Source organism: Paraburkholderia kururiensis, assembly GCF_034424375.1.
GTDB lineage: Bacteria > Pseudomonadota > Gammaproteobacteria > Burkholderiales > Burkholderiaceae > Paraburkholderia > Paraburkholderia kururiensis_A.
In genome coordinates this window covers 2313713-2336841 of record NZ_CP139965.1, presented here as the reverse complement: position 1 = coordinate 2336841, position 23129 = coordinate 2313713, and the positions used below count along the sequence as shown (strand labels likewise).

17 protein-coding genes and 1 pseudogene are annotated in these 23129 nt (G+C 65.5%); 4 read left to right on the top strand and 14 right to left on the bottom strand.

All coding sequences use genetic code 11. The features are described from left to right. Nucleotides 1-60 precede the first annotated feature (60 nt). Nucleotides 61-822 (top strand): YoaK family protein, encoded by a 762-nt coding sequence (locus U0042_RS10460; protein ID WP_114810905.1) that lies wholly within the window; start codon nucleotides 61-63, stop codon nucleotides 820-822. 26 nt (nucleotides 823-848) lie between these two features. On the opposite strand, the gene U0042_RS10455 is transcribed toward U0042_RS10460, so the two are convergent. After that, a complete protein-coding gene (locus U0042_RS10455; RefSeq protein ID WP_114810906.1) occupies nucleotides 849-1727 on the bottom strand; it encodes a fused MFS/spermidine synthase in 879 nt (292 codons plus the stop codon). Between the two features lie 187 nt (nucleotides 1728-1914). Between U0042_RS10455 and U0042_RS10450 the strand changes: the two genes are divergently transcribed. Then, nucleotides 1915-3450, top strand: a complete 1536-nt coding sequence (locus tag U0042_RS10450; RefSeq protein WP_114810979.1) for a methyl-accepting chemotaxis protein — start codon at nucleotides 1915-1917, stop codon at nucleotides 3448-3450. A gap of 55 nt (nucleotides 3451-3505) precedes the next feature. On the opposite strand, the gene U0042_RS10445 is transcribed toward U0042_RS10450, so the two are convergent. Continuing rightward, nucleotides 3506-3991, bottom strand: coding sequence for an aminoacyl-tRNA deacylase (locus U0042_RS10445; RefSeq protein WP_114810907.1), 486 nt, complete (start codon nucleotides 3989-3991; stop codon nucleotides 3506-3508). 366 nt (nucleotides 3992-4357) lie between these two features. Between U0042_RS10445 and U0042_RS10440 the strand changes: the two genes are divergently transcribed. Then, nucleotides 4358-5365: a glycosyltransferase family 2 protein gene (locus tag U0042_RS10440; protein WP_114810908.1), complete on the top strand. Its 1008-nt coding sequence runs from the start codon at nucleotides 4358-4360 to the stop codon at nucleotides 5363-5365. Between the two features lie 48 nt (nucleotides 5366-5413). Here U0042_RS10440 and U0042_RS10435 read toward each other — a convergent pair. From U0042_RS10435 to U0042_RS10380, 12 genes and pseudogenes are all read right to left on the bottom strand, one after another. Next, a pseudogene (locus U0042_RS10435) lies at nucleotides 5414-5674 on the bottom strand (alpha-ketoglutarate permease); the annotation flags it as partial. A 115-nt stretch (nucleotides 5675-5789) separates the two neighbouring features. After that, nucleotides 5790-7496, bottom strand: a complete 1707-nt coding sequence (locus U0042_RS10430; protein WP_114810909.1) for a SpoVR family protein — start codon at nucleotides 7494-7496, stop codon at nucleotides 5790-5792. After that, nucleotides 7493-8764, bottom strand: a complete 1272-nt coding sequence (locus U0042_RS10425) for a YeaH/YhbH family protein (RefSeq protein WP_114810910.1) — start codon at nucleotides 8762-8764, stop codon at nucleotides 7493-7495. The genes U0042_RS10430 and U0042_RS10425 overlap by 4 nt, the downstream gene beginning before the upstream one ends. Nucleotides 8765-8924: 160 nt before the next feature. Further along, entirely contained in the window at nucleotides 8925-10847 is a 1923-nt protein-coding gene (locus tag U0042_RS10420; protein ID WP_114810911.1) for a PrkA family serine protein kinase, read from the bottom strand. Nucleotides 10848-11706: 859 nt separating this feature from the next. Beyond that, complete coding sequence (locus U0042_RS10415; protein ID WP_114810912.1) at nucleotides 11707-12468, bottom strand: 2-keto-4-pentenoate hydratase; 762 nt, start codon at nucleotides 12466-12468, stop codon at nucleotides 11707-11709. 347 nt (nucleotides 12469-12815) lie between these two features. Beyond that, a complete protein-coding gene (locus tag U0042_RS10410) occupies nucleotides 12816-14612 on the bottom strand; it encodes a methyl-accepting chemotaxis protein (RefSeq protein ID WP_114810913.1) in 1797 nt (598 codons plus the stop codon). 447 nt (nucleotides 14613-15059) lie between these two features. After that, entirely contained in the window at nucleotides 15060-15992 is a 933-nt protein-coding gene (gene rbsK, locus U0042_RS10405; RefSeq protein WP_114810914.1) for a ribokinase, read from the bottom strand. A 154-nt stretch (nucleotides 15993-16146) separates the two neighbouring features. Continuing rightward, nucleotides 16147-17184, bottom strand: coding sequence for a LacI family DNA-binding transcriptional regulator (locus U0042_RS10400; protein ID WP_114810915.1), 1038 nt, complete (start codon nucleotides 17182-17184; stop codon nucleotides 16147-16149). 62 nt (nucleotides 17185-17246) lie between these two features. Further along, entirely contained in the window at nucleotides 17247-18293 is a 1047-nt protein-coding gene (locus U0042_RS10395; RefSeq protein WP_114810916.1) for an ABC transporter permease, read from the bottom strand. Next, the gene (locus U0042_RS10390; protein WP_114810917.1) at nucleotides 18290-19957 is read right to left on the bottom strand and encodes a sugar ABC transporter ATP-binding protein; all 1668 of its coding nucleotides are present in this window, start codon (nucleotides 19955-19957) and stop codon (nucleotides 18290-18292) included. Before U0042_RS10390 ends, U0042_RS10395 begins: the two co-directional genes overlap by 4 nt. A 430-nt stretch (nucleotides 19958-20387) precedes the next feature. Then, nucleotides 20388-21344 carry a sugar ABC transporter substrate-binding protein gene (locus U0042_RS10385; protein ID WP_114810918.1) on the bottom strand — a complete coding sequence of 319 codons (957 nt, stop codon included), beginning with the start codon at nucleotides 21342-21344 and terminating at the stop codon, nucleotides 20388-20390. 272 nt (nucleotides 21345-21616) lie between these two features. Next, nucleotides 21617-22174: a hypothetical protein gene (locus U0042_RS10380; protein WP_232833359.1), complete on the bottom strand. Its 558-nt coding sequence runs from the start codon at nucleotides 22172-22174 to the stop codon at nucleotides 21617-21619. A gap of 343 nt (nucleotides 22175-22517) precedes the next feature. Here U0042_RS10380 and U0042_RS10375 point away from each other — a divergent pair, with 343 nt between their 5' ends. Continuing rightward, nucleotides 22518-23099 (top strand): AAA family ATPase, encoded by a 582-nt coding sequence (locus U0042_RS10375; RefSeq protein ID WP_114810919.1) that lies wholly within the window; start codon nucleotides 22518-22520, stop codon nucleotides 23097-23099. Nucleotides 23100-23129 lie beyond the last annotated feature (30 nt).

Below are 23129 nucleotides of genomic sequence, written 5' to 3'. Positions count from 1 at the left end.
GCACGGCAGGCGCAACGGCGCGCCTGCTGCTTCGGGGCGGGCCATTCCGCGAACACATCCATGCCTGCGCACTACTTTCGACGCCTCGCGGGTAAAGACCGCAAAACGAGCGCGAACCGCCAGCTCGGTTTTCAGCTCGCGTTCATCGCGGGCGCCACCAATGCCGGCGGCTTTCTGGCGGTCAAGCAATACACCTCGCACATGAGCGGCGTCGTCTCGACGATCGCAGACCAGTTCGCGCTCGGCGACATCGAACTCGTGCTGGCCGGCATCGGCTCGCTCGTCTCGTTCCTGATCGGTGCCGGCTGCTCCGCAGTGCTCGTGAACTGGGGGCGCCGGCGCGACCTGCACAGCCAGTACGTGCTGCCGCTGCTCATCGAGGCCACCCTGCTCCTTCTCTTCGGCCTGCTCGGCAGCCATCTGGCGTTATGGGAGGCGTTCTTCGTGCCGGTCACCGTGATCCTGCTGTGCTTCATCATGGGCCTGCAAAACGCGATGATCACGAAGCTCTCCGGCGCGGAGATCCGCACGACGCACATGACGGGCATCGTCACCGACATCGGTATCGAGCTCGGCAAGCTGTTCTACTGGAATTCGTCGCGGGCCGGCCCCGACGCCCAGGCGGTAATCGCGAACCGCGAGAAGCTGAAGATTCACGCCACCACGCTTGCCATGTTCTTCTCGGGCGGTCTGGCGGGGGCGCTCGGGTTCAAGCATGTGGGCTACGTGTCGACGGTGCCGCTCGCCGCCTTGCTGATCTCGCTCGCGGTCGTGCCCGTGATCGACGACATGCTGGACTGGTTTTACGGCGCCGAACGCTAGGCCGCGCCCCGCGCGGCCGTTCACTGTCAGTCGGACCTCGGCCAGCCCGGGACCTTCCAGTGCGAAATGCCCGGCTCGTGCCAGACGAGCCGCTTCGGGTTGAAGCACTCGCCCTCCTTCAAACGCTGCGCGGTCGCGCGCAGGCCGAGATTGCGTGCCCAGCCCGGAGCGTGCGCGCGATCGAAAAGCGCCTGCCTTGACGGCAATGCCTGCGCATCGTTCCACGCGAATGCCACGTAGTTGTCGCCGGTCGCGACCGGGAAAACGGAACGCGACGTACCGAACGCACGCTCGAGCCGCGCCAGTTGCGCGGGCAACGCAGGGTCGTCGTTACCGAGATTGATGGCGAGCACACCGCCGTCCGCCAGCCTTTCGCGGCATGCCGTGAAGAATTCGACGCTCGTGCATCGCGCGGGCATGCCGTCGGCGCCGAATGCGTCGAGCAGAATCACGTCGAGCCGTTGCGTTTCGCTCTCCTCGCCACCGTGGCTGCCTACGTTGCCGATGTAGTCCGCGCCGTCCGCGCAGAGCACTTCGAAGCGCGCGTCGTCGGGCGGAATGCGGAACGTGTCGCGCAGCGCGATGACTTCCGGATTCACCTCGACCGCGGTGATCTTCGACTCGGGCAAATGGCGATAGCAGTACTTCGCAAGCGACCCGCCGCCCAGCCCGATCATCGCGATATGCCGCGGCGTGGGCCGCAGCAGCAGGAATCCCATCATGGCGCGCGTATAAGGCAGCACGAGCCGGTCCGGCTGGCGCAGCGACATGAAGCTCTGCGTGGCGAGATGATCGAAATGCAGCGACACCGCGTGCTCCGTCTCCAGAACGAACGGCCGCGCTTCGTCGACCGGCGTCGAGAGGAACGCCAGATACGCTTGCCACGACGTCTGATCGCCGCTCATGGTTGCTTCTCCCCTTCTCTGCTGTTGTTGACCATTCACAAGAACGTCGCTCGATGTGTGCGATCCGCGCACGAATCGAGGGTTACTCCGTAGCCGCGGCCGCTCAAGGCGTGAAGGGCCGTGCCGATATATGTACCGAATAGTTAACGGAACCGGCCCCCACTTCACTACATCAGACATGAGCCACATGAAACTGTCCACGAAACTGTTGCTGCTCGTCGGCGCCGCGCTGCTCGGCGTCGTGCTGCTGGCTGCCATGGCGTTGCAGACCTTGCGCGGCGCGCTGATCGAGAGCCGTCGCGAAGAGATCGTCATTCTGCTGACCAAAGCCGAGCATCTCGTGAACGCGTATCGCGAGTTGCAGGCGCGCGGCACGCTCACGCGCGACGAGGCGCAGCAGCAGGCGAAAGTCGCGCTCTCCCAGCTCAACGCGAACACGAAGAGCTACTACTGGGTCACGACCGCGGACGGCATCAACCTTGTCCATCCGAACGCGAAGTTCATCGGCACCAAGGCCAAAGGCAACCGTACGACAGACGGTCTCACGGACAGCGAAGCCTATCGCGCCGGCATGGCGCAGTCGCATTTCGCGCTCGTCGACGTGCTGATCAAGCGTAGCCCCGACGCGGACGTCGAGCCGAAGCTCCAGGGCGTGGTGTCCATTCCCGACTGGGACTGGTGGATCGGCACGGGCTTCTTCTACGACGACATCAACGCCGCCTTCAACCGGCTCGCCATCGAACTCGGCAGCATCGCGCTCGTCATCGCGGCGGCGCTGGCGACCATCGCGTGGGCGGTACTGCGCAGCGTGAGGCGCACGCTCGGCGGGGAGCCGGCCCACGCCGCGCATGTGGCCGCGCAGATCGCCAACGGCAACCTCGACATCGCGTTCGACGCCACGCGCGCGGGCAAGGACAGCCTGCTTGCCGCGCTCGGCGAAATGAAGACGCGGCTCGCGGCCACGATTGCCGAAATCCAGTCGGCGACGCACTCCATCGCCGTGGGCACGGGCGAGATCGCGCAAGGCAACCTCGATCTCTCGCAACGCACCGAAGAGCAGGCGGCGTCGCTCCAGGAAACGGCCGCGAGCATGGAGCAGATCACGGCGACGGTCAAGCAGAACGCCGACAACGCCCGCGAGGCCAACGGCATCGTGAGCACCGCGAGGCTCGCGACGGAGCGCGGCGGCGCGGCCGTGCGCGAGGTGGTCGACACCATGCAGCAGATCTCGCAACAGTCCGGGCGCATTGCCGACATCACGACGGTAATCGAGAGCATCGCCTTTCAGACCAACATCCTCGCGCTCAATGCCGCTGTGGAAGCGGCGCGGGCCGGCGAGGAAGGACGCGGCTTTGCCGTCGTGGCCGCCGAGGTCCGGTCGCTCGCCCAGCGCAGCGCCGCAGCCGCGAAGGACATCAAGGAACTGATCGAGGTGTCGGTCGAGAAGGTGGACAGCGGCAGCCGGCTTGTCGAAGTGGCGGGCGAGCGCATGAACGACATCGTGCGCTCCATCGGTCAGGTGGCTCACATCATGGGCGAGATCTCGGCAGCGTCGGACGAACAGAGCACCGGCATCGAGCAGGTCAGCAGGGCCGTCGCGCAGATGGACGAAGTCACGCAGCAGAACGCGGCCCTCGTGGAGCAGGCCGCGGCTGCCGCGTCGTCACTCGACGAGCAGGCGGGGCGCCTCAGGTCCGCGGTGTCGGTGTTCCGGCTGGGTTGATGCCTGCGCCAGCGGCGCCGACTCGCCTGTCCGCCTGTCTGCCCGTCCGCACCGCTCAGATCGCGAGCCGCTGAATGCGATGCGCGAAGCGCGCGCGTTCGGCGTCGCCCATCAGCGAGAGAAACTGCTCGGCGCCCATGTGGACGAGCTCTTCGTGGTCGCCGGCCTCGAAGTAGACGTCCGGTTGCTGGGCGAGGCTCTCGTCGAGATACGTCTTCATCCCGTAGGCCGTGCAGACGGGCGGCAGCGCGCCCACCTCGCAATCCTTGAACAGTTCGCGAAGATCGGTCTCGCGCGCGAGCGTGAGGCGCCGCCCCGTCTTCGCCCATAGCTCGGAGAGCCGCACCGCGTAGGTGGACGGCAGCACGGCGGCCACGTAGCCCTGCTCGTCTTCCAGCAACACGGTCTTGGCCAGCCGGTCGCCCGGCACGTGCGCCGCGGCCGCGGTCTCGACGCTCGAATGACTGTAGGGGTGATGCACGATCTCGTAGCGGGCGCCCTTGCTGCGCAGGCACGCCTCGAGGGTGGTTGACATCGGCATGACGCACCTCCATGGAAAGAGCGGTCGAAGAAAACCGCGCCTGTGCCGTTCAGCATAGGTCGCTTTGCGGTGCCCCGCGGGCCCGCTTCGCGCGGCTCGCCCATGGGCTTGCCGGACCGCCTTCCCGCATTTCTCACCATACCTTACTGCGCCGCAACATTCATTCCTCAGACAGTTCCGATATAAATTCGCGCTTCTCCCGCCTTTCGTCTGGTTTTTTCGCGCTACGCGCGCGCTTTTCGTATCGGCCAGCCGCGGCGAATAATTTCCGATTTCTTTCGAGTTTTTTTCAACTACCGTCATGCCACCCGGCAAAAGTTCGCATGGCGAATACGGTCGGGGCGCCTTTCACGACCGGAGCGTGTCATGACGACAAGTACCAAAGTCTCCATCTGCCTGCCGACGTGCGACCGTCCGCACCTGATCGTGCGATGCATCGACTCGTGTCTCGAACAGACCCACGCCGACCTGGAGATCCTGATCGGCGACGACTCCCGCGACGACCGCACCGAGCGGCTCATCGCCACGCGCTACGGGCACGAGCCGCGCGTCGTCTATCGACGCAATACGCCGCCGTTGGGTCAGGCGCGCAACGTGGAGAGCCTCTTTACCCGCGCGACCGGCGACAAGATTCTCCTGATTCACGACGACGACTACCTCATCACGAACGGCGTGGAACGGCTTCTCGCGCAATGGGACCGGCATCCGGGGCTCGACGTGGCGTTCGGCAATCAATACGAGGTGGACCAGCACGAACGCATCGATTTGGCGGCAAGCCGCAAGCTCAACGAGGCATTCCATCGAACGCCGCGCGCCGCAGGTCTGCAGCGGCAGCCGGGCCGCGTGGGTCTCGTGCAGATGTTTCCCAACAACGGATGGATGGCCAATGCGGCGCTCGTGAAGCGCATCGGCTACGACGGGCACTACGGCACGTGCTGCGATTTCGTGTTCGGCACGCGCCTGTGCCTCGCGGCGCAGCAGGTCTGCTATGTGGACGAATACGTGTCGTGCTACCGCAAGACCGACGTCTCCGTTTCGCAGGCCACGCGTCATACGACGAGCGCGGCGTCGATGGCCGCATGGCAGTTCGTGAAGGGCCTGGCCTTGCCGCCGGCACTGGAACCGGCGCGCAAAATGGCGTTGCGCCGGCTCGTGCCGATCGTGGTGTCGCTCTACGCGCGCAACGGGCAGGCACGTACGGGGCTCAATCTCGCGCTGCATCATCTGCACGCCTATCGATACGGATTGAGTCCCCGCCTCTACTATCACCTGCTCATGATCGGCAAGGCGGCGCGGCATGCGCGGCGTGCGCCGGTGCCGACGCCGATCGCGGGCGAACAGGGGGTGGACACACCCAGGGTGCGCTTGCCCTGACCGTGTCCCTGAAGAGCGTTGCGAGGCACGCGCCCTGCCCTTGCGGCGTCAGGGCTCGTGCCGCAGATAGCCTTCCGCGGACGGGTCGCGCATGCGCAGCGACACGATGCCGGCCAGCGCGCACATGGCCGTGACGTACCAGTAGAACATCGATTCGCTGCCTGCCTGCTTGAGCCAGAGCGCGACGTACTCGGCCGAGCCGCCGAAGATCGCATTGCCCACCGCATACGAAAGGCCCACGCCGATCGCCCGAACTTCGGGCGGGAACATCTCGGCCTTGATGAGGCCGCTGATCGACGGCGGAAACGAAAAAGGCCAGCCCGGAGGCCGGCCTTGCATGGCACGTCGCTGCGAAGCAGCTGTGGGCCGCCGAAGCAGGAGCCCGTGAGTTCCCTGCGCCCCTCTTACGCCGCTATCGCGCGGCCTAGAGTCTTAACGCCGGCGGCACGTAGCGGCACTCGTAGCGCTTCCTCACCGTGCCGTTCTCGTCCACGCTCTCCAGGTACACGTCGAATTGCCAGAGCCGCGCCATGTGCTTGAGCACCTCGTCGCTGTCGCTCGACAGATGCCGGTTGTCGCTCATGAAGTGGCGCAACGTAAGGCTCCGGTCGCCGCGCGTGTTGACCGACCACACCTGGATGTTCGGCTCACGGTGATGGATGTCGTATTGCCGCGAGAGCGCCTGGCGCACGTACTGGTAGCCGCTGTCGTCGTGAATGGCCGAGACTTCGAGCGCGTCGCGCATGTCGTCGTCGAGCACGGAGAAGAGCCGCATTTCGCGGATCAGGTGCGGCGACAGATATTGGGCAACGAAGCTCTCGTCCTTGAAGTTTCGCATCGCGTAGTGCAGCGCCCGCAGCCAGGGACTGCCTGCCAGTTCCGGGAACCACTGCCGGTCTTCTTCCGTGGGCGATTCGCAGATGCGGCGAATGTCGCTCATCATCGAAAAGCCCAGGGCATACGGATTGATGCCGCTGTAGTAAGGCTTGGTGACGGGCGGCTGATAGATCACGTTGCTGTGCGAATGGAGGAACTCCATCATGAAGCTGTCTTCCAGCTTGCCCTGGTTGTACAGCGTGTTGAGCAGGGTGTAGTGCCAGAAGGTCGCCCAGCCTTCGTTCATGACCTGAGTCTGCCGCTGCGGATAGAAGTACTGGCCGATCTTGCGCACGATGCGGATGACTTCGCGCTCCCACGGCTGCAGCAGCGGCGCGTTTTTCTCCGCGAAATACAGCAGGTTTTCCTGAGGCTCCGGCGGAAAGCGTTCCTCCACTTCTTCGGCAAGCTGCAACGGCCGCGTGGGCAAGGTGCGCCATAGATCGTTCACCTGCGACTGCAGATAGGCCTCGCGCTCGCGGCGCATCGCGGCCTCGCGTTCCAGCGAGAGCTTTTGCGGCCGCTTGTAACGGTCCACGCCATAGTTCATGAGCGCGTGGCACGAGTCGAGCAGTTCTTCGACGCGGTCGAGCCCGTAACGCTCCTCGCACTCCGCGATGTAGTTCTTCGCGTAGACGAGGTAGTCGATGATGGCGTGCGCGTCGGTCCAGAGCCGGAACAGGTAGTTGCCCTTGAAGAACGAGTTGTGCCCGTACGCCGCGTGCGCGATCACGAGCGCCTGCATCGTCATCGTGTTCTCTTCCATGAGATACGCGATGCAGGGATTCGAGTTGATGACGATCTCGTAGGCGAGGCCCATCTGGCCCCGGCGGTAGCTCTTCTCCGTGGCAAGGAAGTGTTTGCCGAACGACCAGTGCCGGTAGTTGACCGGCATGCCGACGGACGCGTAGGCGTCCATCATCTGTTCGGCGCTGATGACTTCCAGCTGGATCGGATAGACGTCGAGCTCGTATTGCTCTGCAACACGGGCGATGTGCGTGTCGTACTCTTCGATCAGCTCAAAGGTCCAGTCTGACGGGCACGGCAACGGCCTTCTGTCGGCTACGTTCATACGGACTTCCCTTTGCCCGGCGACGGGCGTTTCGGTGCGCCCCCGCGCTTCAACCTGCCCCGCTTCGCTTTGCGCGGCCTCGCTCTGCTGCATGCGCGGCTCGTCATGCTGCTGCGAGCTCGCGTCTTTGCCGCGCTCCGGCTGGTAGCCGCGCGCTTCGTTATCCAGATGCCGGGTCGTCATGATGCGGCCGCCTGCTTTTCGAACAGCTCCCGGAACACCGGATAGATATCGGCGGCCGTTTCCACCTTCTTCATCGCAAGGTGCGGGACGGTCTCCGCCAGTTGGGCGTACTCGAGCCAGAGGTTCTGCTCTTCGGGGGTCACCTGGATATAGGCAAAATACCGCACCTTATCGAGGATGTCATCCGAAAGGATCTTGCGGCACTTCGGCGAGTCGTCGGTCCAGTTGTCGCCGTCCGACGCCTGCGCCCCGTAAATGTTCCATTCAGTGGGCGAGTAGCGCTCTTCGATGATCTTGCGCATGAGTTCGAGCGCGCTCGACACCACCGTGCCGCCGCTTTCGGTCGAATGGAAGAACGTGTCTTCGTCGACTTCTTCGGCGCGCGTGTGGTGGCGGATGAACACCACCTCGATGCGCTCGTAATTGCGCTTCAGGAACAGGTACAGGAGGATGAAGAAGCGCTTGGCCAGATCTTTGCGCTGCTCGTCCATCGACCCCGAGACGTCCATCAGGCAGAACATCACCGCCTGGCTGGACGGTTGCGGCTGCTTGACGCGGTTCACGTAACGCAGGTCGAACGGGTCGATGAACGGAATGCGCCAGATGCGCCCACGCAGATGATGGATTTCGTCTTCGAGCAGCTTGATCTCTTCGCGGCGATCCGCCGGGTCCGCCTTGAGTTCTTCGAGCTGGCGTTCGAGTTCGTGCAACTCGTTGACGAGCGGGGCGCCCAGCGCGATGCGCCGGCCCAGGGCGCTGCGCAGCGAGCGCACCACGTCGATGTTGTTCGGCGTGCCCTCGGCGGCCCAGCCGGCCCGCACACTCTTCCATGTGGGCACGGCGAGCAGGTGCGTCTTGACGAGACGCGGCAACTCCAGGTCGTCGAAGAAGTACTGCATAAATTCTTCGCGCGAGAGTTCGAAGACGAAGTCGTCCTGGCCCTCGCCTTCGTTGCTCGCCTGGCTGCCGCCTCCGCCCGAGCCCCCGCCCGGCGGCCGCGGAATGCGGTCGCCGCGAATGTAGTCGGCGTTGCCGGGATGCACCATTTCGCGCCGCCCGCCCGGGCCATGCCGGAACGACGGCTCCGCGATGTCCTTGCGCGGAATGGTGATGCTCTGGGTGTTCTGAATGTCCTTGATGCTGCGGTCACGCACCGCTTCCGAAACGGCGTGACGAATGTAGTGCTTTACGCGACGCAGGAAGCGTTCGCGGTTTGCAATGCTCTTGTTCTTGCCGGCCAGTCTGCGGTCGATGATCTGGTGAAGCACATCCGGTCTCCCGCTCCAGTTTTAGAGAGGCGAAGCGCGGGTTGCGGATGCGACGTACGTGTACGTCATCCCGCAACCGGAGGCCATGCGGCCCGCGTCTCGCAGGGTGCCCGCGCGGTGCCCGTCAAGCGGGCTCGCGCGGGCTGTACGCCCGCCGTTTTCATGACGACTTGCGCACGCGCAGGTACCAGTCGCACAGGAGCCGGACCTGCTTCGGCGTGTAGCCTTTGGCGACCATCCGGTTGACGAAGTCTTCGTGCTTGCGCTGTTCCTCCGCCGACCCTTTCGCGTTGAACGAAATGACCGGCAAAAGTTCTTCCGTGTTCGAGAACATCTTCTTTTCGATCACGACGCGCAGCTTCTCGTAGCTGATCCAGGCGGGGTTCTTGCCCGCGTTGGCCGCACGTGCGCGCAGCACGAAATTGACGATCTCGTTGCGGAAGTCCTTGGGGTTGCTGATGCCGGCAGGCTTCTCGATCTTCTCCAGCTCGGCATTGAGGGCCGCGCGGTCGAAGCTTTCGCCCGTGTCGTGGTCGCGGAACTCCTGGTCCTGAATCCAGAAGTCGGCGTACGTCACGTAGCGATCGAAGATGTTCTGCCCGTACTCGGAGTACGACTCCAGATAGGCCGTCTGGATCTCCTTGCCGATGAACTCGGCGTAGCGCGAGGCGAGCACATCCTTGATGAACGAAAGGTACTTCTGCTCCGTTTCCGGTGGGAACTGTTCGCGCTCGATCTGCTGTTCGAGCACGTACATGAGATGCACCGGGTTGGCCGCGACCTCGGTCGAATCGAAGTTGAACACGCGCGACAGAATCTTGAACGCGAAGCGCGTCGACACACCGGTCATACCCTCGTCCACGCCGGCGAAGTCGCGATACTCCTGGTACGACTTCGCTTTCGGATCGGTGTCCTTGAGATTTTCGCCGTCGTACACCTGCATCTTCGAGAAGAGACTGGAGTTCTCCGGCTCCTGCAGACGCGTGAGCACCGAGAACTGCGCCATCATCTTGAGCGTGCCGGGCGCGCACACCGCACTCGAGAGCGACGAGTTGCGCAACAGCTTCTCGTAGATCTTCATCTCTTCCGAGTAGCGCAGGCAATACGGCACCTTCACGACGAAGATCCGGTCGAGCAGTGCTTCGTTGTTGCGGTTGTTGCGGAAGGCTTTCCATTCGGACTCGTTCGAGTGCGCGAGAATCACGCCGTCGAACGGGATCGCACCGAAGCCTTCCGTACCCTTGAAGTTACCTTCCTGAGTGGCGGTGAGCAGCGGGTGCAGCACCTTGATGGGCGCCTTGAACATTTCCACGAATTCGAGCAGGCCCTGATTCGCGAGACACAGGCCGCCCGAGTAGCTGTAGGCGTCGGCGTCGTCTTGCGCGTACTGTTCGAGCTTGCGGATATCCACCTTGCCGACGAGCGAAGAGATGTCCTGATTGTTCTCGTCGCCCGGCTCGGTCTTCGCAATGCCGATCTGCCGCAGGATAGAGGGATAGCGGCGCACCACGCGGAATTTGCGGATGTCGCCGTTGTACTCGTGCAGCCGCTTCACGGCCCACGGGCTCAGAATGCTCTTGAGGTAGCGTCGTGGAATTCCGTATTGTTCTTCGAGGATCGGACCGTCCTCGTCGTAATCGAACAGGCCGAGCGGCGATTCGTTCACCGGCGACCCTTTGATCGCGTAGAACGGCACGCGCTCCATCAACTGCTTGAGACGCTCGGCAATCGACGACTTGCCGCCGCCCACAGGCCCGAGCAGATAGAGAATCTGCTTCTTCTCTTCGAGCCCCTGAGCCGAATGGCGGAAGTACGACACCACCTGCTCGATCACGTCTTCCATTCCGTAGAACTCACGGAATGCGGGGTAAACCTTGATGACCTTGTTCGCGAAGATCCGCGAGAGCCGCGGGTCGTTGCGAGTGTCGATCTGTTCAGGCTCGCCTATGGCCATCAACATGCGCTCGCCAGCGGTGGCGTACGCGGCGGGATTGTCTTTGCAGAGCGCGAGATACTCCTCGAGCGAGAGTTCCTCCTCTCGTGTTTTCTCGAAGCGGGTCGCGAAACTGCTGTAGATATCCATGCTACCTCCTCGCCGAAGTCTGCGACCGATGTCGTGCGCGGCGCGCTAATCGGAAACGACATCGCTCGAATTCATCCTAAACCCTTTTAAATTTTTTTTCACGGGCTCGTTGCTAAAAAAGCGTCGCACTACGTTCGCGCAAAACGCGCTGGAAAGCACGTACTGCGTCACCTACAATCTTCTTCCCTGCTTCATCCTTTCCGCGGTCCGGCGGTTTCGCGCAGCAGGTACAAGGCGCTCTCGATGGGCGGCACAAGATCTCCCGCCGCCCTTGCTTCACGCTCTGTCACACTACGCAACGCACTGTCACGTTCATGGCACATCGGATCATGTCCTCTGGCCGTATCCGTTAGCAGCTTTCCACGTTTGCTGCTCATGCGTTTGGGAATGGAAAGCGCTGGATGGTTCCACACGGTTCCTTTCATCACGCCGGTGCAGGTCGCGCGATCACACCTCGCGGGCTCTTTCGGTATAGCCGCCGTTTCCGCTTCAACGCGCCGACGTCGTTGCGCGATTACAGCCTTCAGCGGGTGTTACAACTTCTTGCTGCGTTACTCGACGTCACGCCCCCGGTGCAAGTGCAATGCCCGGCGTTTCATCCTGCCGTTCGATAGAGCTTGCCCGTTCCATATGTGCGAAATGTGCCGCGCTACCTCTACGATAACGGCCGGCATAACGTTGTGAGCGAGAGGGGTTATCCACGAGAGGGTCTACCCGAACGCGTGGAAGACGCCACGATCACGCGCGGCGAACGCCGCATGCGCACGCAAGCTGCGCATGACACGTTGCGGCGCCGAGGCCCGGCCAGCGACAGCTGATCAGCAGCGAAGAGAGAAAGGCAGAAAAAGCCCAACAGGACTCAGAGGAACGACACCTCGACGTCGCCAAGGCCGTCGATATGTGCATGGACCGCGCCCGGCCCTTCGATGCGATGGGCCCCTACATATGAACCCGTGGTGACGGTCCAGCCAGGCTCGATGGTGATGCCCATGGCCGCGCAGTGATTGACGAACCAGACCAGCAGTTCGCGCGGATCGCCCGCGGGATTGCCTGGCGCTTCAGGTACGAGCGAACGGCCGTCGAACGACAGTTCGAGCTCGGGCGCGACGAAGTCGAACGTGCGCGCAAAACCGCTATAGGACACCGGGTGGCCCGTCACGAGCGCGCCATTGTTCTGGGCGTCGGCAAGCTGCGCAAGCGGTGCGACGTTGGGCCAGCCGCCAAAGCGGCTGTCGACGATCTCGATGGTCGGCAGCACGGCGCCGAGGAGCGAGAGCACTTCGTCGCGCGCATAGGCTTCGCTGCGCGGCGCAATGGCATGGCCAAAGCGAAACGCGATTTCGAGTTCGATCAGCACGCGGAAAAACATGCCGCGCTCGAGCCGCGCGGGAGATTCATACACGGCGGTGGCAGGAATGGGCGCGCCGGCCGCCTCGCCACCGGGCGAGCGGGCGCCGATCTTCCAGGCGCCTGTCGTCGTGCCGAGTCCCGCAATCACCTTCTGCTGGATCGCATAGGCCGTGGCCGCGTCGGGCGGCAGTGCCTCGGCAGGCAACGCGTCGATGACCCGATGCTCGCGGCGCGCATCGATGAGGTATTGCGCAAGGTCGTTACGCGTCATAGGGGATTCCTCCTCGCTCGCTCCGTTGGTTTGCTGCCGTACCTGCACCTGCGCCGTGGGGATGAAGCCGCGTCGGCCGGATTGCTGCCGGGGCAGACACAAGCTATGCCACCGCATCAGGGCGCTGTGGCTTGCGTCGCAGCACCCTTGCAGGCAGCGTGCCGGGTAGGCGCATGGCTACCGCGCACGACAATGTACCGGAACCCGGGCCGCATCGCGACCGTTCATTTATGAAGAATGAAAAAAAGACCGCCATTGCGTGCAATGGCGGTCTTTTCGGAACATTCGCATGCCGCGAACGGAATACGGCTTGCCGGGGAGGTCTCGCGCGACGCGCTACGGGCCGATCAGAAGGTCTCCCAGTCCTTGTCCGAGCCGGCCGTGGCGGCAGCGGCCCTGGCACCCGAAGCGCCACTTGCCGGGACAGCCGTTGCAGCTGGCGCAGCAGCCGAGGCTGCCGCCACGGCATGCACTGCGCGAGCCGGCGCGCTCGCCCGTGCACGTGCAGCCGGCTTCGCCGCAGTACCGTGCGCGGTCGGGGTCGGCCTTGCCGCCGTCGCGCTTGCGCGAACCGGCTGGGCGAATGCCATTGCGTCGCGACCTTCGTCCACCTGGAACACCGCCACCGCCTGGCGCAGCTTCGCAGCCTGGTCTTCCAGCGACTGCGCCGCGGCCGCCGCTTCTTCCACCAGCGCCGCGTTCTGCTGGGTTACTTCGTCCATTTGCGTGACTGCGCGTGCCACCTGGTCGATGCCGCTGCTCTGTTCCTCGGATGCCGCGGCGATCTCGCCCATGATGTCGGTCACACGCTGAACGGCGCCGATGATATCGCCCATCGTGCGCCCCGCTTCGTCTACCAGTGCCGAGCCCGACTGCACACGCTCCACCGACGTGTCGATGAGTTCCTTGATTTCCTTGGCCGCCGCCGACGAGCGCTGTGCGAGGCTGCGCACCTCGCCTGCCACCACGGCGAAGCCGCGTCCGTCCTCGCCCGCGCGGGCCGCTTCCACGGCGGCGTTGAGCGCGAGGATATTGGTCTGGAACGCAATGCCCTCGATGATCGCGATGATGTCCGCGATCTTCGCCGAGCTCTGGTTGATGTCGCCCATCGTGCCCACCACCTGGCTCACCACCTGGTTGCCCTTGTTCGCGATGTCCGAGGCGTTCGCCGCCAGCGCGCTCGCCTGGCGCGCGTTGTCCGCGTTCTGACGCACGGTGCCTGTGAGCTCGTCCATGCTCGAGGCTGTTTCCTGAAGCGCCGACGCCTGCTCCTCGGTTCGCGACGACAGGTCGATGTTGCCCGCGGCGATCTGCCGCGTGGCCGTCGCAATCGATTCGCTGCCGGCGCGCACCGTGCGCACCGTGTCGATCAGGCTCTTTTGCATCTTCGCGACGCCTTCCATCAGTTGGCCCATCTCGTCGCGCGAGCGCACCACCACGGCGCGCCGCAGGTCGCCCGCCGCAATGGCCTCGAAGTGGCTGAGCGCTTCCGCGAGCGGTCGTGCAATGGCGCCGCGCAGCGTGAAGAACGAAAAAAGCGCCGCGCCCAGTCCGACCAGCAACGCGCCAATGCTCGTCATGCGAAAGAAGCCGACCATCGACTGCGTGCTGTCGTAACCTTCCTTCGCCTGCCGGAACTGCAACTGCACGAGATCGCTGTCGGCGTTGACGAGGTCGTTGTAGACCTTTTGCAGCCGCTTGGCCGCGTCCGGAATCCTGGACTGGTCGCCGGCGTTGACCATGGCGGCGAACGCATCGGCCTCGGTGTGCAGCGCGTCGCGCCTGCCCGCCACCACTTGCGCGAGCCGGTCTTCCTCCGCGCCGCGCGGCAAGGCCAGATACTTCTTCCACCAGTCGTCGGACTGGCTGCGCATGACCTTCGCGCGCTCCACCGTCGCGGCCACCTCCGAGGTGCCGATCAGGAACGCCGCGCGGTCCAGTGCGAGGCGTTCGCGCGCCGCATAGACTTCCGCGTTCGCGATCGAAACGGCGCTCGGCATCTGATTCGTGAAGGTGTCTTTCAGCGCGTCGTTGGCGCGCGTGAGACCGACGAGCCCCAGCACGCTCACGGCTGCCAGCAACGCTGCGAGAAAAGTCATGGTCAGCCCGATGCGGGCTTTGATGGTGATGCCTTTGTTCAACATGTTCTTCCTGTGTGCAAAGCGGGGAGGCCTGTTCCGGGTGGCCTTGCCAGGGTCTCGCTGGCGGCCCTCGATACACCGTCTTTGGGTGCGGTGCTATGAGGGCGTTTACGGCCAAAGGCGTCCCGCCCTTGAATCTTTTATATGGGTCGACCCTATTCGACAGACAAATAGGTAAAAATTGCAAGACTGAAGAATGATGCGACGTGCATCATTCGCGGTGCAGCGCTATCGAGTGCGGGATAAACGGGGGGAACGGGGCGAGGCCCTGCGAGCCGAAGATGGGCAGAACAGGTAACCGGCGACGGCAGGAAGCCCGCTGACCGGGTGGCACGCGGAGCGCGATAGATCAGCCGGAGTTCAAGACAGCGAGCACAACGCACGGCCCCTCGTCAGGCGTCGCCATGACGGCGACGAGGGCAACACGTGCGCTGACAACGCTTTTACGCGCTATTGAGCGCTGAGCTCGGCGAGACGCGGAATGGAAGGCTGCGCGCCTTCGCGCGTGACCGACATGGCCGCCGCGCGCTGCGCGAAGCGAATCGCGTCGTCGACGGGCACGCCCGCCGCGAGTTGCGCCGCAAAGCCGCCGATGAAGGTGTCGCCGGCCGCGGTCGTGTCGACGGCTGTCACGCGCGGTGCCGGATAGAGCACCGGCTCCGTGGCGCCGAGCGCGGCGCAGACGCCTTGCGCGCCGAGCGTCACCAGCACGTTGCGCGCGCCGGCAGTGCGCAGCGCCGCGGCGGCGCGCGCGGCGTCTTCGGGCGTGCTGGCCGGCAGGCCCGTCAGCGTTGCGGCCTCGAGTTCGTTCGGAATCAGATAGTCGATGAGCGGCAGCCACGCGGCGGGCAGCGGCCCCGTGGCCGGCGCGGGATTGAGGATGACGGTCTTGCCGAGCCGATGCGCCGTGTCGAGCGCCGCATGCACGGCCTCCACGGGCGTTTCCAGCTGGCAGACCACGACGTCGGCGGCGGCCAGCACGGCCTCATGGCGCGCGACGGTCGCCGGTGACACCTCGCCGTTGCTCCCGGCCACGATGACGATCGCGTTCTGGCTGCTGTCGTCCACGACGATCAGCGCAACGCCGGTCGGCGCGTCCGCGCTGGACTCGAGCGCGGCGCAATCGATACCTTCGGCAACGAGGCCCGCGTGCAACTGTTCGCCGTTCGCGTCGGCGCCTACGCACCCCACCATCGCCACCCGGGCGCCCAGTCGCACGGCGGCCACGGCCTGGTTGCCGCCCTTGCCGCCCGCCACCTGGGCAAACGCGTGGCCCGCGAGCGTCTCGCCCGGCTTCGGCATGCGCGGCGCGCGCGCCACCAGATCCATGTTGAGGCTGCCGACCACGGCCACACTGCCTGCCTTACCCGCGATACCTGTCATTGCCGCGTTCCCCGCGCTTACCGTCGTTGCTGCTGTTTCGTTCGTCACGCCCTTCTCCGGGCGTCGCGCGCCCTGCTGTCTTCCCTCGCCCCGCACATGACGGGCTCTGCGCCGCTTCCTGCCGCCGTGCACCGCTCGCCCGCTGCCGCGCCAGTCAGGCCACGAGCGTCGACGGCCGCTCGCCCGACCACTGCGCCGTCGATTCGCGCACGATCAGCTGCGGCGCCACCACGCGGCGCCGCGGCGGCGCACCGTCGGTCTGGCCCGTGCCCGTAATGCGCTCGATGAGCGTCTGCGCCGCCGTCTCGCCCAGCGCGCGCACCGACTGGCCCACGGTCGAAAGCGCCGGATACGTGAAGCGGCCCAGCTCGATGTCGTCGAAGCCGATCACCGAGCAGTCCTGCGGCACGCGCAGGCCGCGTTCGGCCGCTGCGCGCAGCGCGCCGATGCCCATCATGTCGTTGCCGGCGAAGATGGCGCTCGGCCGCACCGAATCGAACAGCTGGCTTGCCGCGAGATAGCCGCCCGTGCCGGAAAAGTCGCTCTCGACGATGGCCCCTTCCGGAATCTCGATGCCCCGTTCGGCCATGGCACGCAGAAAGCCGTGCACCCGCATGGCGCTCACCGCGGTAGACACCGGTCCCGTAATGCAGCCGATCTTCGAATGGCCCAGCTCCAGCAGATGCCGCGTCGCGAGCCAGGCGCCCTTCTCGTGGTCGATCTGCACGAGGTCGGCGGCAAGCCCTTCGATGTTGCGGTCCACGATCACGAGCGGCTCGCGCGATCCGGAGAGCGTCTGGGCGAGCACGGCGTCGTCGCCGGCCGACGCGACGATCAGCCCGTCGATGCGCTTTTCCTGCAGCACGCGCAGGTAGTTGCGCTGCTTGGCCGGGTCGTCGTCGGAGTTGCAGAAGAACACGCAGTAGCCTTTGCGCGCGCAACCGTCCTCGACGCCGCGCGCGAGTTCCGCGAAGTACGGATTCGTGCCATTCGGTACGACGAGGCCCACCGTGGCCGTGGAACGCGCCTTGAGTGAGCGCGCGACGGCCGACGGCACGTAGTTGAGCTCGTGGATGGCTCGCTCGACCTTCGCGCGAACATCCGCGGACACCGGGCGCGAGTTGTTGACGACGTGCGATACCGTCGTAAACGACACGCCTGCCACGGCCGCTACATCCTTGATCGTCGCCATAAGCTGTTGCTCTCCTGCTTCGCTGTCTGCTGCTGTTTTCTGCTCTCTGTGCGCTCGATGCCTTACGCGCGCCGGCGCCGGCTGCGGTACGTGTCGAGCACGACGGCCACCACGATCACCGCCCCCGTGATGATGCGCTTGGTCGGCTCGTTCGCGCCGATCTGCGCGAGCCCGGCCGCCAGCACCGAAATGATCAACACGCCAAAAAAAGTGCTGATGACCGAGCCGCGCCCGCCCATCAGGCTCGTGCCGCCGATCACCACCGCCGCGATCACCTGAAGTTCGAGCCCCGCGCCGGCGTTCGGGTCCGCGGCTTCGAGCCGGGAGATCTGGAACAGCGCGGCGAGCCCTGAAAGCGCGCCCATCAATGCGAATACGATCACTTTGTAGGGCCGCGGGTTCACGCCCGCAAGCCGCACCGCTTCCTCGTTGGTCCCGATGCCCACCAGATAGCGCCCGAACACCGTGCGCGTGAGCACGAGCTGCGCCGCCACCATCACGACGACGGCGATCAGGAACGCCGGCGAAATGCCGAGCGCAATCGGGTTCGAGAGGAAGTCGAACGCATCGCCGATATAGGCCGTGCGCGAGTTCGTCATCTGGTAGGCGAGCCCGCGCGCCGCTTCCAGTACGCCGAGCGACACGATGAACGACGGAATGCGCCAGCCCACCGTCACGGCGCCCGTCAGCGTGCCGGTGAGCGCGGCGGCCGCGAGGCCGATCAGCGCAGCGGGCCACGCGCTCCAGCCCCACTTGAGCGCGGCGACGCTCACCACCGAGGCGCCGAGCGCGAGCACCGAGCCCACCGAAAGATCGATGCCGGCAATGATGAGCACGAAGGTCATGCCCACCGACATCACCACGAGATCGGGAATCTGGTTGGCGATGGTGCTGAACGTGTCGTAGGTCAGGAAGTGCGAGCTCAGCACCGAGAAGAGCGCGATCATCGCGACGAGCGCGCCCGCGAGGCCCAGATAGTTCGAGAAGCCGAGGCGCGTGCCGGCCGGCTTCGCGCTCGCCGCAATCGAGCCGGCCGAGGCATCCTTCGCGCCGGCGACGTTCTCCTGCGTGCCCGGGGCATGGCCCTGCGGCAGCGGCTGGTTGTTCATGACAGACTCCGTGCATTCGGTTGGGCGTCCTCGCGGCGCTGGCCGCCGGGGACGTCGTGGCTATCGTGGGGATCGTCGTGCGGGCTGTGCAGCAGCGCCTCGCGACTGCGATAGCCGGCAAAGGCGGCCGCCAGCAGCGCGTCCTGCGACCACGTCTCGCGGCTGAAAATGCCGGTCATGCGTCCCGCCGACATCACGCCGATGCGGTCGCAGATCAGCATCAGCTCGCGCAGGTCGCTCGACACCACCACGAGCGCGCGGCCCTCGCGCGCAAGCGCCCCCATGAGGCCATAGATGTCGAACTTCGCGCCGACGTCGATGCCGCGCGTCGGTTCGTCGAACAGCAGCACCTTACGTTCGCGCGCAAGCCACCGGCCGATCACCACCTTCTGCTGGTTGCCGCCCGACAGTTCGCTCACCGGCTGGGCCGGTCCCGAGGTGCGGATGCGCAGCGCCTCGATCTGGCGAGTCGCGAGCGCGTTCTCGCGCGTGGCGTTGACCACGCCGTGCCGCGACACGCGGCCGAGATTGCCGAGCGACACGTTAGCCGCGATCGGCTGAGGCAGCAGCAGCCCTTCGCCCTTGCGGTCCTCGGTGATGAGCGCGATGCCGGCGCGCACCGCGTCCACGGGCGAAGCGATCTTCACGGGCTCAGGCGTCGCCCCCGGCGACGGCGCCAGCGCGACGGTGCCGCCGTCTTTCTCGTCCGCGCCGTAGATGAGCCGCAGCAGCTCCGTGCGGCCCGCGCCGATCAGCCCGGAGATGCCGAAAATCTCGCCCGCGCGTACCTCGAACGACACGTCGCGCACCGCTTCGCCGCGCGTGAGGCCCGTCACGCTCAAGAGCGGCGCGCCGATGCGCCGCTCGCCCAGGTCGATGCGCTCGCCCAGTTCGCGCCCCACCATCAGCGCGACGATGCGATCCGGCGTGAGGTTCGCCATCGCGTCCGTGTGCACGAGGCGCCCGTCGCGCAGCACGGCCACGCGTTCGGCCACGCGCGCAAGCTCTTCGAGCCGGTGCGAAATGTAGACGAGCGCCACGCCGCGCGCCTTGAGCCGCGCGATCTGCTCGAACAGTAGCTCGACCTCGCGCGAGGTCAGCATGGCCGTGGGCTCGTCGAGAATCAGCACACGCGCGTCGCCAATCAGGTTGCGCGCGATCTCCACCATCTGCTGGTGGCCGATGCCGAGTTCGCCCACGAGCGTGTCGGGGTGGATCGCGTCGAGCCCGACCTGGGCCATCGCCTCGCGTGCATCCTCGCGCAGCCGCTTGCGGTCGATCCAACCGAACGCCGCGGGACCGAAATGCGGCAACCGGCTAAGGAACAGGTTTTCGGCCACGGAAAGCGTGGGCAGCAGGTTCAGCTCCTGCATCACCATGCGCACGCCGAGCGCTTCAGCCTCGGTGCGGCTCGCGGGCCGGTACGGCGCGCCGGCCAGCTGCATCGACCCCGTGGTCGGTTCCACGAGGCCGCCTACGATCTTCGAGAGCGTGCTCTTGCCCGCGCCGTTTTCGCCCGTGAGCGCGAGCACTTCGCCTGCACGCAACTCGAGGCTCACGTCGGCGAGCACAGGCGACGCCCAGGTCTTGCCGATGCCCGTGACCGAAAGCACGGCAGGCAAGCCGGACGGCGCGCGCGGCACGTCGGAGTCCGTTGAATCCATTTCCATCCTGTTGTCGAAAGCCGCTCTCGCCGGCCTGGTCACCGCACTGGGGCGGCGGAAAGCCCGACTGCCGCTTCGTGTGTCATGTTGGCTGAAGGCGTGGCCGCAGGGCCGTGCCGCAGATGCTGCGCGGCCCTTATCGCTGCCCTTACCGCTGCCCTCGTCGATACCCGCGGCGAGGCCGCGCCCGTCAAGGAAGCCCGCTCGCGCCTGCCACGATGCCTCCGCCGTGCCTGTTCGCCCGTCGACGGTGTTCATGCTGCCCGAATGACCGCCTTTGCCGCCATGACGCTATACCGGTGAATAACGGCGACGCCGAGCTTTTCTTGAGTGCCGGACGGCACGCCAGGTCATGAACCTAGGGACGAACGAACGCGGCGCCGGCTTCGCAGGGTCGCGGCCTGGTTTCACCCTGGCCGCGACCGTCCGGTTACTTCGTGATGAGATCGACCGGCGTTTCCACCACGCCCGAAAGCTCAGACTGCTTCTTGTGATCGGCAATCGCCTTCAACGCCGTGTCGATGCCGAACACGGCCTGCTTGGCCGCGTACTGGTCGGCCGTGGCGAGCACGCGGCCGTCCTTGAGCATGGGCTTGATGGCGTTGATGTTGTCGTAGCCGACCACGTACACCTTGCCCTGGCGGCCCGCCGCGCGCACCGCCGATACGGCGCCGATCGCCATGTTGTCGTTGCCGCACAGCAGCGCCTTGATGTTCGGGTACTCGTTGAGCATGGCCGAGGCCACCGCGTTGCCCTTGTCGATTTCCCACTCGCCGGACTGCACCGAGTCGATCTTCGCGCTCACCGCCTGCATGGCGTCCTTGAAGCCGGCCGTGCGCTGCTGCGCATTGGTGGTGGTCGAAACGCCTTCGAGAATGCCCACTTCGTCGCCGGCCTTCAGCTTCTTCGCGAGGTAGTCGCCCACCTTCTTCGCGCCCTTGCGGTTGTCCGGGCCCACGAACGGCACGTTCAGGTCTTTCGACTTGAGCACGTCCGGGTCGAGCCGGTTGTCGATGTTGACGACGATGATGCCGGCGTCAACGGCCTTCTTGACCACGGGCACGAGCGCCTTGGAATCGGCGGGCGCCAGCACGATCGCATCGACCTTCGAGACGATCATCTGCTCGACGATGCGGATCTGCGCCGCGGTGTCGGTTTCATCCTTGATGCCGTTGGTGATGAGGTCGAACTGGCCCGGGTTGTGTTTCTGGTAGTCCTTCGCGCCGTTCTCCATGGTGAGGAAGAACTCGTTGGCGAGCGACTTCATGACGAGCGCGACTTTCGGTTTCTTTGCAGCTTCGGCGTGAGCGGTGGAAAACGGCAACGCAGCCGCGGCGGTGAGGGCCACGGCGGCCGCGAGCACGCGGCGGCGAATGCGGGAGTTCATTCGGGTTATCTCCTTGTTGTTCGGCTCGGGCGAGCCGTATTTGTATCGCGCGCAAACGTTTGCGAGCGCCTATTCTGGACATTGCCAAAACGCCGTGTCAACGGCGGGCGCTGCTGCGTCGCACACGGCGGCTTGCCGCCCCGTACCCGCCGTTCGGGCGGAAAACGAAGTGCCGCAAGGCAATGGCCGACGCGCGACATGCGCGGCCGATGCGGGGTCGTGCGGGTAATCCCTGGCGATTGGGCTGGGTCAGACACAGTCTGCGCCTTGCATTACTGCGCTACTCGCCGGATCCCGACACGGTGGTCGGCGTTGAAGCTGACGCTCGCCCGGTTCGTGAACCGGGCATCGACCTGAAAGGGAAGCTCGACGACAGGATCGAACTGCGTGGACACCGCGATGCGGTGCAACCCCGGCGTGAGCCAGAACGTGACGTGCTCGCCCTGCATGAGGTCGGTGACGCGCTCGCCGTCCACGTAGACGAGCACGTCGCGCAGGCGCACCAGCACGTTGGTCGCGGGCTCGCGGCGCACGTCGACGGCGACCTTGCCTTCGGCTTGCGTCGTGTAGCCTGGCTTCACGATGCGCTCCGCGGGCACAGGCCGAAGCGGCAGCCGCGTGCCGGGCGTTTCGGCGCAGCCGGCAAGGGCCGCTGTCAGGGCAATCGTGGTGATCGCAGTCAGCGTGGCGGCGGTTGCGATGGCCGCCACGGTTGCAAGACGCGTGTGGAACGAATGGAATGCGCGCGTCATGAGACGCAGGGCCGCGATGCCTGCTTCGCCCCGCCCCGTGCGCGCGATCTGCGTGAAATGCATGCGCCGTAACGGCATGTTCCGGCCTCCCTCGCGTCGCCGCCCGGGCGACCATGCTGGACGTTCTGTTTGTTTCGTTGTTGTCGGCGTGCCGCCTGTCCGCCCGTCACGCGATGACCGCGCGGAGCCTGCACAGCACGCGCGCCCATGATACCCGCGCCGGTGTATCGACCGCTGCGTGCGCGTGTCCGAGCATGAACGCCGACGTGCGGCCGCGCACACAACCCGCCTGCCGGCCGGGCTTGCGCAGCGCCCGCCTGGCCGTCATGATCGGCCGGAAGACGCCAACCCACACCGATAGACCTCGAGCCGATTGAAGGCAACTGAAGCCAATGAAGCCAACTGAAGCGATGGAGCGTTCGTGGCTCGACTGATATTCATCTGCGGTCATGCCGGCACCGGCAAGTCCACGCTGGCCAAACGCCTGATCGCGCCGCTCATGCGCGCGACGGGCGAGGCCTTCTGCCTGCTCGACAAGGACACGCTCTATGGGCGTTACAGTGCCGCGGCCATCGGCGCGCTAACGGGCGACCCGAACGATCGCGACAGCCCGCTCTATCTACAGCATCTGCGCGATCCGGAGTACCTGGGTCTGATCGACACGGCGCGCGAGAACCTCGAACTCGGCATCAGCGTGATCGTGATCGGACCGCTTTCGCGCGAGGTGCGCGACCGGCGCCTGTTCGATCGCGCGTGGCTGGGAGTGGGCGCGGATGTCGCCATCCGCATCGTGTGGGTCTACGCCTCCGAGGAGACGGCGCACCGGCGCATCGTCGCGCGCGGCAATCCCAACGATGCCTACAAGCTTGCGCATTGGGACGAGTATCGCCAGCGGCGCTTCGTGCCGTCGGGCGCCGCATGTGAAGGGCTTCTGATGTTCGACAGCACGGCGCCCTCCGATGCCGACTACGACGCCCTGCTCGCTCAGCTCGCGGCGCCGTAGTTTTCGGTGGCTCTTCGGTGGCTCTTCGGT

Bases quoted from the DNA above. Each gene is read 5' to 3' on its own strand.
- U0042_RS10460 (WP_114810905.1), top strand. From the start codon at position 61: ATGCCTGCGCACTACTTTCGACGCCTCGCGGGTAAAGACCGCAAAACG.
- U0042_RS10455 (WP_114810906.1), bottom strand. From the start codon at position 1,727: ATGAGCGGCGATCAGACGTCGTGGCAAGCGTATCTGGCGTTCCTCTCG.
- U0042_RS10450 (WP_114810979.1), top strand. From the start codon at position 1,915: ATGAAACTGTCCACGAAACTGTTGCTGCTCGTCGGCGCCGCGCTGCTC.
- U0042_RS10445 (WP_114810907.1), bottom strand. From the start codon at position 3,991: ATGCCGATGTCAACCACCCTCGAGGCGTGCCTGCGCAGCAAGGGCGCC.
- U0042_RS10440 (WP_114810908.1), top strand. From the start codon at position 4,358: ATGACGACAAGTACCAAAGTCTCCATCTGCCTGCCGACGTGCGACCGT.
- U0042_RS10430 (WP_114810909.1), bottom strand. From the start codon at position 7,496: ATGACGACCCGGCATCTGGATAACGAAGCGCGCGGCTACCAGCCGGAG.
- U0042_RS10420 (WP_114810911.1), bottom strand. From the start codon at position 10,847: ATGGATATCTACAGCAGTTTCGCGACCCGCTTCGAGAAAACACGAGAG.
- U0042_RS10415 (WP_114810912.1), bottom strand. From the start codon at position 12,468: ATGACGCGTAACGACCTTGCGCAATACCTCATCGATGCGCGCCGCGAG.
- U0042_RS10410 (WP_114810913.1), bottom strand. From the start codon at position 14,612: ATGTTGAACAAAGGCATCACCATCAAAGCCCGCATCGGGCTGACCATG.
- rbsK (WP_114810914.1), bottom strand. From the start codon at position 15,992: ATGACAGGTATCGCGGGTAAGGCAGGCAGTGTGGCCGTGGTCGGCAGC.
- U0042_RS10400 (WP_114810915.1), bottom strand. From the start codon at position 17,184: ATGGCGACGATCAAGGATGTAGCGGCCGTGGCAGGCGTGTCGTTTACG.
- U0042_RS10395 (WP_114810916.1), bottom strand. From the start codon at position 18,293: ATGAACAACCAGCCGCTGCCGCAGGGCCATGCCCCGGGCACGCAGGAG.
- U0042_RS10390 (WP_114810917.1), bottom strand. From the start codon at position 19,957: ATGGATTCAACGGACTCCGACGTGCCGCGCGCGCCGTCCGGCTTGCCT.
- U0042_RS10385 (WP_114810918.1), bottom strand. From the start codon at position 21,344: ATGAACTCCCGCATTCGCCGCCGCGTGCTCGCGGCCGCCGTGGCCCTC.
- U0042_RS10380 (WP_232833359.1), bottom strand. From the start codon at position 22,174: ATGCCGTTACGGCGCATGCATTTCACGCAGATCGCGCGCACGGGGCGG.